Source organism: Methylobacter sp. (assembly GCF_004322395.1).
Lineage (GTDB): Bacteria > Pseudomonadota > Gammaproteobacteria > Methylococcales > Methylomonadaceae > Methylobacter_A.
In genome coordinates, this window is the sequence record NZ_SCTW01000033.1 from 1 (window position 1) to 13,767 (window position 13,767).

The following is a 13,767-nucleotide window of genomic DNA, read 5'->3' on the forward strand; positions in this document are numbered from 1 at the left end:
AAGGCGACCCGGTTGCCGCTTGCTTCCTGCGCTCCTCGCTTTCGACGGGGGTTGCCAGAAGGGCCATCCTTGGCCCTCTGGCAACGCGCTGCATCCATGCAGCGCCCCTGCGGGCTATTCTCGTCGAAAGCTCCGGTGCTCGGCGCGGCATACGGGACAAAAACCATCCATGCGTAACATCAGTTAGTCATAAAAGAAGCTAAAAATTTTTTACACTGCATTTACTTTCGAATCGATACTATATAATATATCTAAGCGTTTTATTTGGCTGTCTACCTACAAGACTATTTATCAGGTAGCGCCTTCCATAGTTAAGTAAGGGAAAAAAATATATGTTTAGATTAACAACCTTTAAATTTAACCGTGACAATCTGATCCAAAGTTTAGCGGCTATTTTTCTATTATTCAGCATTTCAACTGCTACTCTAGGGCAGCCTCAAGAGGCGTCGGCCTCCAATATGCAAAACTGCCATTATATGGATAGGGTTGAAGGCTCATCAGGATATGGAAAGAAATCCGATTGGCAAAGTCAGGCCAAATATTCAGTATTAGCTCAGGCTGAAGAATTAGGCGCAAGCCATATTGTTTGGGAACGGTTCACTCCTATTGGTGCCTTCAATGGGATTGCCGTTGCCAAAGCATATAACTGCAATTCATAGCAAAATATTGGTAGATTCATCGATACGTAGTCATACAAATTATTGGCAGAAAAAGGCTGCAATGGGCGCAGAAACAGAAGAACAACTTGCCATAGGATTATTTTACAAATTAGCAAAACAATTGTGCGGCAGCAGTGGGATTTGAAGCAAAATAACAGTGCAGGTAACTGGCCGTTAATCGGTTTAGCCGATAAATAGCTTCGCCTTCCGAAGTATTATGCAGGCGTTCGCCAAATGCGGCAGGGACAAGCGGTGTTTCTATCAGGGAGTGGTGAAAAGTATGACTGCGCAATACGCCGCCGGGCATTGGTGCGAATTGATAGCCTAAGCCTTTTAGCCTATTTTGCATGATGGCGTGTCCTGGTAATAGCCCCACCATTTCTCCGCGATTTCCGGTTTTATCCAGAATCGATTCCAACAAATACAACATTCCTCCACATTCGGCATAAATGGGTTTGCCCAGCTGAAAATGCGTTTGCAATGCGGCTTTCATTGCCAGATTATCTTGTAGCGTTTGCAAATGCAGTTCGGGGTACCCGCCCGGCAGATAAATACTGTCGACATCAGGCAGCGTTCTATCTGTAAGCGGCGAAAAGAACTTTAGCTTAGCGCCCATAGCCCGCAGCAAATCCAGGTTCGCGGCGTAAATAAATGAAAACGCGGTATCGCGGGCAACGCCGATGCAGATGCCTGGCAACAGTTGAGGCGGCGTTTCCTGTTCCGATGATGCAAATTCCACCGCTTTCGGCAAGTTTGCCAAATCGGTCGAACCAATGGCGGTTGCTGCGGCTAGCATCCGGGGTTCGAGGTCAGGTACTTCTTCAGCCTGAACCAAACCCAAATGCCGTTCCGGCAATACAAACCGGCTATCGCGTGGTATCCCGCCTAAATAATGTAGACCGGATGGCATGCCTTGCATGATCATTTCATTATGCCGAGGGCTGGCGACATTATTGGCTAAAACACCGGCGAATTTTATCCCAGGGCGATAGTTGGCAAGCCCATAGGCGATTGCTCCTAGGGTTTGAGCGCTGCCTGTTGCATCAATCACCGCCAGCGCCGGCACTGAGAATAGTTTCGCAACATCGGCGCTGCAAGGCTCACCATCGAACAAGCCCATGACGCCCTCGATCAAAATCAAATCAGCTTCCAGCGCGGCTTCGTATAACAGCCGCCTGCATTCAGCCTCGCCGATCATCCAAAGATCGAGCTGGTGCACCGGATAGCCGCAAGCGCGTTCGAGTATCATCGGGTCGAGAAAATCCGGGCCGGATTTGAATACCCGGACTTTTCGGCCTTGTTCGGCATGATAACGCGCAAGTGCGGCGGTAATTGTGGTCTTGCCGTGATTGGAACCGGGCGCGCTGATGAACAGGGCGGGGCAAGGCTGTGGTCGCGAACTGGAGAATTTCATTGTAGTCTCATTCCCACGCGCCGCGTGGGAGCGAGAGGAAGCTTGCAGGCGAAGCCAGCACTCCAAAGGCAAAATTAGTGGCGGCTAAGTAGTTGTGGTTCATTTCCAATTAGTTCCTGTCAATTTGGATAACAGCGTCGCCACGGTATTGCGGTTCAGGTGATAGCCGATAAAAACCAGTTCCGATTCCTTTGCAGATAAATTGGTTGTATCGGCAGTTATCGCCACGCGAGCGCGTACGCCTTGCACCAAAACCGATTTATCGGGGTCAACAAGTATAAAACCTTTGCTGCGCAACAACGGTTCTGTTTTAGCCACCTCGATTAACGCGTGTTTGAGCGTTTCTATATGCTGTGGTTCTTGGCTGCGCAGTACGAACGATAGCCAGCCAGGGTCCTGTTCATGAAAATGTTTGTGCGTTGCCAGTCCGTGACTGTGGCCTGCCAGACCGGAATGGGCGTGACCGTTCAATTTTACATGGTTGCCCAAGGTCGGCGTATCTGAACCGGGTATCGGCATAAACCGGTGGTTGTGCGCGGTAAAGGTAGGCTGGTGCAAGCGCAGACCGAGGGCTAGCCGGATATCCAGTCGCGCGTTGTACGCAAGTTCCAGAAAGCGCACGTTCGGCGCACGGTCGCGAACGCGTTGTTCCGCTTGTAACAATGCATCCTCATCCAGCGTGTCGATTTTGTTCAACACTACCACATCGGCATATTCGAGTTGCTGTTCAAACAGGGTTGCGACTGAATCCTGAACGGCTGCATGCGAGCTGTCAGAGTTCAGGTCACGGTCAAACTGGTCGGATAACAGCAACGGCGTATCCACCACTGCCAGCGTGGCATCAAGGATAAAATCCTCGGCCAGTTCGGGCGATTGCAATAGCTCCATGACCGCAGTAGGCAACGCAAGGCCCGAGGTTTCTATCAACACATGGTCGACATTGGCCCGGCGCGCGGCGATAGCCTGCATAGTCGGGATAAAGTGCTCGTCATCGCCGTAGGCAATCAGGCCGTAAGGGAAATCATGAATCCGCACATGCTCGTCACCGGCAACGCTATCGTTAATCAATGCATCGTCGATGGAAACCTCGCCGAACTCATTGATCAATAATGCAAGGCGGCGGGTTTGCCGGCTTTTAACCAGACTGCTCAGTAACGTGGTTTTACCGGAACCGAGAAAGCCGGTAACGATGGTGACCGGAATCATGCGTTGATATTCCATGCCTGTAATTGCTGCAATACCGCATCGAAAGTTGATGTGGTAAACGGATAGTCAAGTTTCGGGCGTTTGATGACCAGCAATGGAATGCCCAATGCCTGAGCCGCAGCTACTTTAGCTTGATAACCGCCTGCATCGCCGGAGTCCTTAGTGATGACGCAATCGATTTTCAAATCCCGCCACAAGGCTTCATTGAAAGCCTGTGAAAATGGCCCTTGCATCGCACAAATGCGGCTGCGCGGAACGCCCAGGTCGATGGCTCGTTGGATGAATTCAGGCTCAGGCGTTACCCGCACAAACCATTCGCGTTTGGCGGCTCCTGGCGCATTGAGAAAGGTAGCCAAGTCCTTGGAGCCGGTAGTCAGGAAAATACGCTGGCCGAGTGTAATGGCCTGCTCGGCTGCCTGTTCAGTGGAGTCACATTCCACACCGGCATCAGCAACAAAAGAGCTGGGCCTTTCAAAACGCAGATAGGGGATATTCAGACTTTTCGACAAGCCCATCAGTTGTTCCGATATCAGGCTGGCATAAGGATGCGTCGCGTCAACGATTGCCCGCGCCTGATTTCGGTTTAGCGCCTGTTTTCGCGCTTCAACGCCCTGATGCCCGGCCCAGATCGACACACCGGAGCAATGTTGGCTTGCAACCTCGCCGCCGTATTCCGTCGCGGCGGATATTACGACCGGATAGCCTCGCCGCGCCAGTTCATTAGCCAATGCGTTTCCGTCGCTGGTGCCGGAAAAAATCCATAGCGCATGAACGGGCAGTTCAGGACAACCGCAAGGGATTGCCCCTACGTCGGGGTTATCCCAGTTATTGTAACCGCGCGGCGTAAAAATAAAGCCGCGTTTACGCTGGGTAAAACGATTGCCGATCACGATCGTGGTTAGCATATCGAACTGCAAAGACGGCAGGTCTTCCAGGTGATGGATACTGACTTTCTGGCCCGGACGATAGGCATTATGGATTACGCCGCACAAGGTCTTCGGCGATTTTGATTCGAGCATGATATTCAGTATGCGGTACACGCCTTCCTGACGACCGGCGCTCTGCACGTTATACAAAACGCAAGCGAGATCGGCCTGGGCGATATGCCTCCCGCGTTGTTCAATCCAGTCCCAAGGGCATAGTAAATCGGACAAGCTCAGCGTGGCGAAGTCGTGTGACAACGGCGAGCCCAATAACGAGGCGCAGGCGTTGGCGGAAGTGATGCCGGGTATCACGTTGACGTCATAGTCGTCATCTTCGCGCATTTCATCGAAAGCCAGCGCCGCCATCGCATAAATGCCGATATCGCCGCTGGAAATCAGCGCAACTTTAGCGCGGCTACGGGCTTTTTCAATCGCTAGTAAAGCGCGCTCGCGCTCCTGAGTCAACGGCGGGGTGTGGATTTCCTTGCCGGCTACCCACGGCTCAATCCATCGTAAATACAGGTCATAAGCCACGATCACATCGCTATCCCGCAACGCCGCTTCGGCGCGCGGAACGATCAGATCGCTAAATCCCGGCCCGACCGAAACCAAATTCAATACACCTTTCATTCTTCTATCCACTGATTGTTAATCTGTAATATTACGCAAAACGTAGAGACGCGATTTATCGCGTCTCAGATTTATCGCGTCTGGATTATCTAGCGCCTCTGAGACGCGCCTCTGAGACGCGATAAATCGCGTCTCTACCATCACATTAAAGTATCTTCAACGACGGCCACAGCCACCCCGTTTAATGTTATTTTGGGTACGATCAATTTGCCGCGGGTGCCGGCAATCAACGCGCAAGGCTCGCATACGCCCGGCAAGCCTACATTCTGTTGCACCCAGTCCGACGGCTTGGTTACCCAAGGCCGCGCCGCCACTGTTGCGCTTGCCAATATGCGCAACGGCAAATCATGTTGCCCGCAAAATTCCACTAAACCCGGTTCGTTTGCCTTTAAATCTATAGTCGCTACTTCGCGCACTTCATTTAACTGCCGCTTGCCCAATGCTTGCTGTACAGCGGCGGTGATTTGTTCGGCAGCGACGCCTTTGCGGCAACCTATGCCGATAACCAGCGGTTTCAAGGCTTCGGTTGCGGTAGTGATGACCGGTACCGCACCGATTGCATTGGCGACGCGGTAAGCCAAACGATTAGCCCCGCCTTCATGCCCAGCCAACAATGAAACCGCAAATCTTCCTGCTTCATCCAGCACCACAACGGCCGGATCGCTATGTTTGTCTTGCGCCAAACCGTCGAGAAAGCGCACGGCGATGCCGCTGGCGGCTATAATGATCCATTGCGAATGCAGCCGGTAAGCGGCGGCAAACTGTTGTTTCTGAGCTGTGGCAATATCAAGCCAAGGCCGATACAGCACTCCGCCCAACTGCTCTTGCAGGATTAAAGCCAAGGCTTCGCTTTCTTGCCGTACTAGCCAGATGCCGCAATCAGCCATGCCGTAGCCTTCTTTTATCTAACATACATATCAACTTCAGCAGAGAACTTATAAAAATTGTTCACGAAAGCCACGAAAAACTCGAAAAGTCCAACAATATGTTTTTTTCGTGCCTTTCGTGTTTTTCGTGGATCATGCTTTTTTCTTCTTCACAACCCGGAATATATGCGTGAAGTCCTTCGAGTACAGGCTGGATTCGATTTGCTCACCACGCCCCAAAGCCGCGCCCACCAGCAACATCGTAGTGAGGTTCCATTCGCTGCTCTTGGTTTCTTTAAGTATATTGCCCAGAGTGCCTTGATAAGAGCGCTGTTCCGGCCAAGTTGCCCGGTAGACCAGCGCGACCGGCGTGTCATCGGGATAATGCAGACGCAGGTCGGCGACTATTTTTTTCAAATGCGGTCCGGACAGGAAGATGCACATCGTCGATTGGTGCTCTGCCAACCGCGCAATCGATTCCAGTTCCGGCACGGCGGAGGCTCGGCCGGAAACGCGGGTCAGGATCACGGTTTGCGATACTTCCGGCTTGGTTAATTCCGCTTTAATCGATGCCGCCGCCGAAGTGAATGAAGACACGCCCGGTACGATTTCGTAGTCGATACCCAGCGCGTCAAGCCGCCGCATTTGCTCTGCCGTTGCGCCGTAAATTGCCGGGTCGCCGGAATGCAGGCGCGCCACATCATAATCGGCTTCCTGAGCGCGGCGGTAACAAGCTTCCTGTTGCTCAAGGTCGAGCTTTGCGGTATCGATCAATTCGGCGTCAGTACGGCAATGTTGCAACATGTCCGTAGGCACCAGCGATCCTGCGTACAGCACCATGCTGACCCGGCCAAGAATATTCGCGCCGCGCAATGTGATCAGGTCGGAAGCGCCGGGGCCTGCGCCGATAAAATATACTTTCATTCTAAACCTCTATTGATCCACGAAAAGCACGAAAGACACGAACAAAACGAAATAAATCAGTAAGTCTGTGTTGAATTAGCCGCACACCCTTTGGATTATGACCAATAATTTGATGTGTTCCTGAAAATTTTCGTGCTTTTCGTGTCTTTCGTGGACAAAACGATTTTTCTAAGTTCATGAATGTCTTCTTTCTCTGGGTGTTTTGCGTATCAATAAAGTGGCGAGATAGCCCATCGCCGAAGTTGCGCATAAATCGCCGACACCGTCGGCCAGCATTTCGTCTTCCAAGCCGATGCGGCGGGCAAACGCGCAGTGCTCGGCGATGCCCATGTCGCGGAGTAGGGTCAGAACCCAAGGTAGGCGCGGCCCTATCTTCATCAGCACGACAATATCATGGCTTTCGATGTCTTGTCGTAATGCACCAGCATCTTCGGGGCAGGGCAGGATCAATGTACGCTCCTTGCCTACGCCCAGCGGCCAGCCCATAGCTGCGGCCGCAGCCGCGTAGCTGGTAATGCCGGGAAAAGTGCAGTGCGACAAATCCGGCAGATACTCGCGCAAGGCCGCCAATATATAGCCGTAAGTGGAGTAAGTTAGGCTGTCGCCGATGGTCAGGTAGGCGACGTCAAAGCCTTTGCGTAGATCGGCCGCGATGGTCTCGGCCAATTGGGCGTAATGCTCGCTCAGTACGGAGCGGTCGGGGTCCATGTTGAATTCGATTTCGCGTATCCGTTGTTGAGCGATGTTAATGTCGGCCAAACATTGCAAGGCCACCGATGATTCCGAACTACGCGCGCGGGGCGCATAAATGATGTCGGCCTGCCGCAATGCCTCGACCGCAGCCAGCGGAATATAGCCCGCGGGCCCAGGGCCAACGCCGATGCCCCAGAATGTACCTAAACGACTCATGCTGCTCCTGAGAAAGTTATAATGAAAAGTACTCGTATTTTGTACGATGTTATTTGTTTTGGCATAAAACAATGTTGATTAACTGTGTCCTACTCAGCGCGTTCGTTGTTATACACAACTCTGTCCAGGAGTCGTCATCCCGGAAATAGTTATTCAGCGCCCTGTCAGAACGTTGCAAGTTAGACCTTCCAGGTTTTAAAAACCTGGAAGGTCTGCATATCGGTTTCTCGCCTAACGCCGGAGCGCTCGTCTTTATATATCTCGAAGGCCGGAATAAACCGGTCCGTGCGTTAAGCGCGGGATAGGCGTTTTCGGCCAACATCCCAAGGTGCGCACGGCGCGCCCTACTTAGGCTTCACCCAAGCTATCGCCTTGTAAATTAAATAACCGTACTTCAACTTTTTTCACAGCGGGCACTTGAGCATGAACAAGTGCGGCAATACGTTGTTCAATATCTGTCCACAAAGTCTGTGCACCGGGCTCGTTTCTTAATCTTTCGGTTGCTGCTTCCACGGTGTTCGCTTGTTCCAGTTCCTGTACCAGATGGCTGTCAAGCCCTCGTTCCGCGGCTATGCGAGCAACGATACGCATCGCCATGTCGCTCTTGCCGGAGTGCGTATCCCATACCCCATCCAGCACTTTGGCAATTTTGCCCGGATGTCCCAACAGCCACAACACATCCAATTCTCGCTGTTGTTCAGCCAAGGACTGCTGCACAAAGCCGAGCGTATCGCCAAGAAAATTGGCGATCTGCACTGAGCGTTGTTCGGGCAAACCCAGTGTTTGTTTAGCATAACTGCGGCCGATTTTGCCCGGCAGCAAAGCGATGCTGTTTACGTCGTTGCCCAAAGCGACACGGACATAAACCTCAATCGAAGCAATCCATGACGCCAGCGACAACGGTTCGACTATGCCTGAAGTGCCGAGTATCGATATGCCGCCGACTATGCCGAGTTTCGGGTTAAAAGTTTTTTTAGCGATAACCTCGCCGTTGACACAACCTATGGTCAGGTCGAGGCCTTGATCACTATTACCGGCCGCTTCAACAACTGCCTGCCGCATCATCTCGCGCGGCGTCGGGTTGATTGCAGGTTCCCCTACTGCTACGCGCAAGCCCGGTTGGGTCGTAATGCCGACGCCGGCTCCTGCGAAGAAGCGTATTTTCCCTTTGTTGTTTTTTCTTACCTCGGCAAAGATGGTTGCTCCGTGCGTGTTATCCGGGTCATCGCCGCCGTCCTTGAGTACCTCGGCTCGAACCGTTTGCTCGTTTAGCCAACGACAATCCTGAATCGGTACGGTCAGGTAATGCGCATTGTCAGGCAATGTTATTTGCACCTGAATGCGATGTTCACCGTACAACAGCAGGTAGAGCGCGGCTTTAACTGCCGCCGTAGCGCAGCTTCCTGTAGTGCGTCCGCGCCGTAAACCGTTCGGTGCAAGAACATTGAGATCGAATTCTCTAAGCCCCGTCTGAGCCATACTTTTAGGTCTAAAAGCCCTGTAGGGTACGCTGTGCGTACCTCGTTTGCCCTGAGGCAACCGTCATTGAAGTACGCAGAGCGTACCCTACAAGGATGACTATCATTCCGTATTTAAGCGATCTGAAAGCTGGTTTACCGCATCGATCATTAACCCATTGACGACCGTTGCCGCCCACGGTGAACCGCCACGCGTACCGCTGTTGGTGATGCGCGGCACTTGCAGGCAACGTTTCAACTCAGCCTTGGATTCGCAAGTGCCGACAAAGCCGACCGGTAGCCCGATCACCAGTTGCGGCCGCCAGCCGTGTTCGCGGATCAAGCGCACCGCTTCCATAATCGCAGTCGGCGCATCGCCTATCGACAACACGATATCGTTACCGAATTTTTCGAACGCGCGCCGAATGCCTGCTGCGGAACGAGTGATGCCTTGCGTTTGCGCCATCAGCGCCGTCTCGTGATCATGCACCCCGCACCAGGTTTCGATGCCGAGCTGTTCGAGCAAAGCGCGCTTTAAGCCGGTCTGTACCATAGTTACGTCGGTTACCACGCGCTTGCAGCGGAGCAGCGCACGGATGCCGGTTTCGATCGCACCTGCCGAGAAATAAATGTCATCGACTGCATTAAAATCGCCGCTGGTATGCACCAGTCGTTGCAACACAGTTAAATGCGCCTCGGGAAAAACCGACCAGTCGCGCCCTGCATTGATAATGCGGAAACTTTCGGCCTCTATCGGATGCGGCACATAAGGCGCAAATTCCGTTGCGGCTTCTGTTGTTTTCTCGAACAAGCCGCGCACTTGAAGATGATGAGGGCGTTGCGGCTCGCCGACCTGCTGTTCGAAACCGACGATTTGCACCCGGTATTTGCATAGCGAGCAGTTCATCTCAGCACGGCCTTCTATCGCTTCTTGCGCCCTGGCGATTAGCACATCGGCCACATTCGGATGTACGCCGAGGTAACCTGATTTAAGCACTTCCAATTCGGGTTCACGTTGCTGCAACGCATCGGCCGCGTCATAAATGCGCTTGACCAGTATGCCGTCGAACAGGAAAAACGGCACGACGATCAGTCGCGCATAGCCCAGCTTTGCAACGGTACGCAAACCGTCGGCGACCAGCGGTTTGGCCGTGCCTGAATAACACACGTAGGACGCGCCAAAGCCCATGCCTTCTTCTATCATCCGCGCGAATTTGGCGACTTCGCCATTTGCATCGGGATCGGTGGTGCCGCGGCCGACCAACACTAGGCAAGTGTCGTCGCGGCGCACTGTTTTAGTCGATGTTGCTTCGGCCTCGACGATGCGCTCTTGCACTACTTGCAGCAATAACGGATGCAAGCCCATCGGCGCGCCGAAATGAAAGTCGATCTCGGGATGTTCGTATGCAAAGGTCAGCAGCTCGCTGGGCATGTCGTTTTTGGCATGAGTCGCTGCCAGTAAAATGCCGGGCACCATGACCACTTGTTTGGCATCAGCGTTTAGTTGATCTGCAATCGCCTGATCGATAGTCGGGGCGGCGAATTCCAGATAACCGTGGCTGACCGTATGCTGCGGTGCGCGCTCCTTGACCAGTTCAATCAGTTGCTCGAATTCCCGAATGCCGTCGGCATCGCGGCTGCCGTGGCCTGCGATAACGATGCCGAATTGTTGTGTTCCGTCCTGCATCAGCTAGCTGCTCCCGACGGTTCGATCTGGCTGGACATAGGGTTGCGGGTGCGGATCAGCATGATACTCATGTCGCTAAATTCCTGTGTCGCACAGTCGGCGAGCGTGCCGTGCCACTCCGCTTCGGCAATTGCTCCTTGCATTGCTCTACCTCCTGCATCCATGCAGTCGTCGGAACGCGTCAGATTCTCCCAAACTTCAGTCGGATGATCCGGCGATATGCCTTGTTCCAATAGATATGCAGCAATATGGCGTGGCATGAATGAGCGGGCTTCATCCCACGGACAAGGAATCACGATTGCATTGCGCTGGTCTTGCAGCACATGCACCAGATGTTGTTTAAACGGGGTTAAATCGCCGCGGCGGTGAAAAGTGATAAATGTCGTTTCGTCGAAACAGACTTTTGCGCGCGATGCGAGTATTTGCGCCGAAGAAATGCCAGGCACGGTTTCGACCGGATGGCCGCAAGCCCGCTCGACTCGTTCCAGGTACTGGAAGCCGCTGAAATGGATGTCGCCCATGAACACTACCACGCAATTTTTGCCGGCATGGTGTTCGGCCGCGACTTGCGCCAATTGTTCGGTTTGGTCGCGGTAATTCATTAGAACGACTTGCGCGGTAGCGGGAATCAGGCTTTGCACGACGTTAACGACGGCATCGAATCCGGCGACCACGTCGGCGTTGCGAATCAATTCAGCGCCTCGCTGGGTCAAATAGCCAACATCGCCGGGGCCTGCGCCTATGCAGATAATCATAATTGTTCCTTGTTAATTAGTGTTTCTGTCCACGAAAAACACGAAAAGCACGAAAAATTGTAGGGTGCGCTGTGCGTACCTTTAGGCTTAATCTTAATGGTACGCACAGCGTACCCTACAGGACTAAAAAATGTGGTGAATAAGCGTAGTGCCTCCACCAATTTAAAGTTTTGCTTCGATAACGTTGCGAGTTAGACCTTCCAGGTTTTAAAAACCTGGAAGGTCTGTGTATCGGAAGCTGGACGGGGCATGTTATTTCGTCTTGTCTGCTCACGCAAAGTGCGAAAAAGTTGACTTGAGGCACTGCGCGTGGAAACGAGGTGAATTTCAAGTTCATTTAAGACATCCACGTATCGTAAGAGCCAAGTTTTCTGCTGACAACTCTTCCAGTGTCAGGCATTCGGCACCTAGGGCTTGCGCGAGTTGCCGGGCACGGCCTAAGCGCAAATAGCCGGTTTCGGTATCGAGCACCAGCGCTGGTACACCACATTCTGCAAGTAATCCTGCAAACCTTAGCGACTCCTGCCAAGGGTCGTTGCCATCGTTCAACGCAACATTAGCCTTACCGTCGCTAAGCAGTACCAGCAACGGAGGCATGGTGGTTTTTTCCAGTGTTTCCAGTGCCACAGACAGCGCATGAGGCAACGGTGTACGGCCGCCTGTAGGCAGTTCGCGGAGGTTCTGTTCGGCAAGATCGACGCTACGAGTAGGCGACAGTAATAACTGTGCTGATTCGCCGCGAAAGCTGATTACGGCCACTTCATCACGCTGCTGGTAGGCATCGGTCAACAACGATAAAACCGCACCTTTCACCGCTTCCATGCGCCGTTGCGCAGCCATCGAACCGGAGGCATCGACGACGAACAAGATCAGGTTAGCGTTTTTGCCTGAGCGGATTTGTTGGTGTAAGTCGTCTTTTGTCACCTGGAATTCGTTTGAACCGCGAAGTGCCGCGCTACGCAATGTCGCGCCGACGGCAAGACTGTTTGGGTTCTGGTCCGGCACTGCGCGAACGACGCGGCCGCGTGGTGCATCTTTCGCGGTACTGCGCTTGCCTGCGTTGAAACGTTTGGAAGCGGTATCCACTTCTAAGCGTCGTACATTATTGGCGGACGCGGCGGCGAAAACCTGTTGCTGGTCTTGTGCTTCACCGTTACTTTCAGAGTTTTCCTGCCCGGTATATTCATCGCCGGATTCGCTTTCATCAGGCGGCTGCAATGCTTGTTGCATCAGATCGTCAAGTTGCTCCTGATCCAGTCCGGGCTGTTCGAACGGTTTACGTCTGCGCCGATGCGGTAGCACCAGTTCCGCCGCGCTACGCACATCTTGCGGTGTTACTTGCGACCGGCCGTCGAGCGCCGCCAATGCCCGCGCCGCTTTATGCATGACGATATCGGCGCGAAGGCTGGCTACTTCGAATTCGCAGCATAAATGACTGATCAAATCGAGCAACGCGTCATCCAGCGTTACTTCGGCTAATAACTGCTGCGCTGTTGCGAGTTGATGGCGCAAAGCTTGTTGCTCTTGCATCCAGGCCGCAGCGTAAACCGTAGGATTGGCTTCGAACGCGATGCGCCGGCGCACGACTTCGGAACGCATGGCTTTGTCGCGCGGCGCGGTCACTTCGACCATCAGGCCGAAGCGATCCAACAATTGCGGGCGCAAATCGCCTTCCTCCAGATTCATCGTGCCGATCAGCGTGAAGCGGGCAGGGTGGCTGATCGATAGACCTTCGCGCTGCACGGCATTGACGCCCATCGCCGCGGCATCCAACAGCACATCGACTAGATGATCGGGGAGCAGGTTGACTTCATCGATATACAGTATGCCCCGGTGCGCCGAAGCCAGCAGGCCGGGCTTGAATACGCGCTGTCCGCCTTTGAGCGCTTGTTCTAAATCCAGCGTGCCGATAACGCGGTCTTCGGTTGCGCCGAGCGGCAAGGTGACGAAAGGTACGCTGTCCGCTTGCGCCGTTGCATGTTCGGCATTGCAGGTTTCGCAATGTTGATACGGTGCGCCGGGCAAGCAGTTGTAAGCGCAACCTACAACCCTATCGATCAGCGGCAGGATGTCGGTCAGCGCCCGCGCCGCAGTGCTTTTTGCTGTGCCTTTATCGCCGCGTATCAGTACGCCGCCCAGCGACGGATCGACCGCGCATAGTAGCAATGCAGTCTTGAGCTGGGTTTGTTCGACAATCGCGGAAAAAGGGAAAGTGGCTTGGTTCATTTTAAAAATGGATATTTGTCCACGAAAGGCACGAAAAACACGAAAGAAATCAATAATGTTGTCTGCAAGCAATTTGACCCTAATATTACGCTCGTTCCCAAGCTCCAGCTT

At 53.2% G+C, this 13,767-nt stretch carries 12 protein-coding genes; 2 read left to right on the forward strand and 10 right to left on the reverse strand.

What is annotated here, in order from left to right:
• Both EPO18_RS05090 and EPO18_RS05095 read left to right on the forward strand, forming a co-directional pair.
• Positions 1-203, forward strand: a 203-nt coding sequence (locus EPO18_RS05090) for a hypothetical protein (RefSeq protein ID WP_292431421.1), incomplete at its 5' end; no start/stop codon positions are given.
• Between the two features lie 129 nt (positions 204-332).
• Positions 333-659, forward strand: a complete 327-nt coding sequence (locus tag EPO18_RS05095) for a hypothetical protein (protein ID WP_292431424.1) — start codon at positions 333-335, stop codon at positions 657-659.
• Between the two features lie 109 nt (positions 660-768).
• Here EPO18_RS05095 and EPO18_RS05100 read toward each other — a convergent pair whose 3' ends face one another.
• From EPO18_RS05100 to EPO18_RS05145, 10 genes are all read right to left on the reverse strand, one after another.
• Positions 769-2,073: a cobyrinate a,c-diamide synthase gene (locus tag EPO18_RS05100; RefSeq protein ID WP_292431427.1), complete on the reverse strand. Its 1,305-nt coding sequence runs from the start codon at positions 2,071-2,073 to the stop codon at positions 769-771.
• A gap of 99 nt (positions 2,074-2,172) precedes the next feature.
• A complete protein-coding gene (locus EPO18_RS05105) occupies positions 2,173-3,294 on the reverse strand; it encodes a CobW family GTP-binding protein (RefSeq protein WP_292431428.1) in 1,122 nt (373 codons plus the stop codon).
• Positions 3,276-4,832 (reverse strand): precorrin-3B C(17)-methyltransferase, encoded by a 1,557-nt coding sequence (gene cobJ, locus EPO18_RS05110; protein ID WP_292431431.1) that lies wholly within the window; start codon positions 4,830-4,832, stop codon positions 3,276-3,278. The genes EPO18_RS05105 and cobJ overlap by 19 nt, the downstream gene beginning before the upstream one ends.
• A 140-nt stretch (positions 4,833-4,972) precedes the next feature.
• A complete protein-coding gene (locus EPO18_RS05115) occupies positions 4,973-5,719 on the reverse strand; it encodes a cobalamin biosynthesis protein (RefSeq protein WP_292431434.1) in 747 nt (248 codons plus the stop codon).
• Positions 5,720-5,851: 132 nt separating this feature from the next.
• Positions 5,852-6,622, reverse strand: coding sequence for a precorrin-4 C(11)-methyltransferase (gene cobM / locus EPO18_RS05120; RefSeq protein ID WP_292431437.1), 771 nt, complete (start codon positions 6,620-6,622; stop codon positions 5,852-5,854).
• Positions 6,623-6,796: 174 nt separating this feature from the next.
• On the reverse strand, positions 6,797-7,531 hold the full coding sequence (gene cobI, locus EPO18_RS05125; RefSeq protein ID WP_292431439.1) for a precorrin-2 C(20)-methyltransferase: 735 nt from the start codon (positions 7,529-7,531) through the stop codon (positions 6,797-6,799).
• A gap of 348 nt (positions 7,532-7,879) precedes the next feature.
• Positions 7,880-9,010, reverse strand: coding sequence for a cobalt-precorrin-5B (C(1))-methyltransferase CbiD (gene cbiD / locus EPO18_RS05130; protein WP_292431442.1), 1,131 nt, complete (start codon positions 9,008-9,010; stop codon positions 7,880-7,882).
• 102 nt (positions 9,011-9,112) lie between these two features.
• Complete coding sequence (locus EPO18_RS05135) at positions 9,113-10,675, reverse strand: precorrin-8X methylmutase (protein ID WP_292431444.1); 1,563 nt, start codon at positions 10,673-10,675, stop codon at positions 9,113-9,115.
• Positions 10,675-11,430, reverse strand: a complete 756-nt coding sequence (locus EPO18_RS05140) for a cobalt-precorrin-7 (C(5))-methyltransferase (RefSeq protein WP_292431447.1) — start codon at positions 11,428-11,430, stop codon at positions 10,675-10,677. The genes EPO18_RS05135 and EPO18_RS05140 overlap by 1 nt, the downstream gene beginning before the upstream one ends.
• 333 nt (positions 11,431-11,763) lie before the next feature.
• Positions 11,764-13,656 carry a putative cobaltochelatase gene (locus tag EPO18_RS05145; RefSeq protein WP_292431449.1) on the reverse strand — a complete coding sequence of 631 codons (1,893 nt, stop codon included), beginning with the start codon at positions 13,654-13,656 and terminating at the stop codon, positions 11,764-11,766.
• Positions 13,657-13,767: the final 111 nt, after the last annotated feature.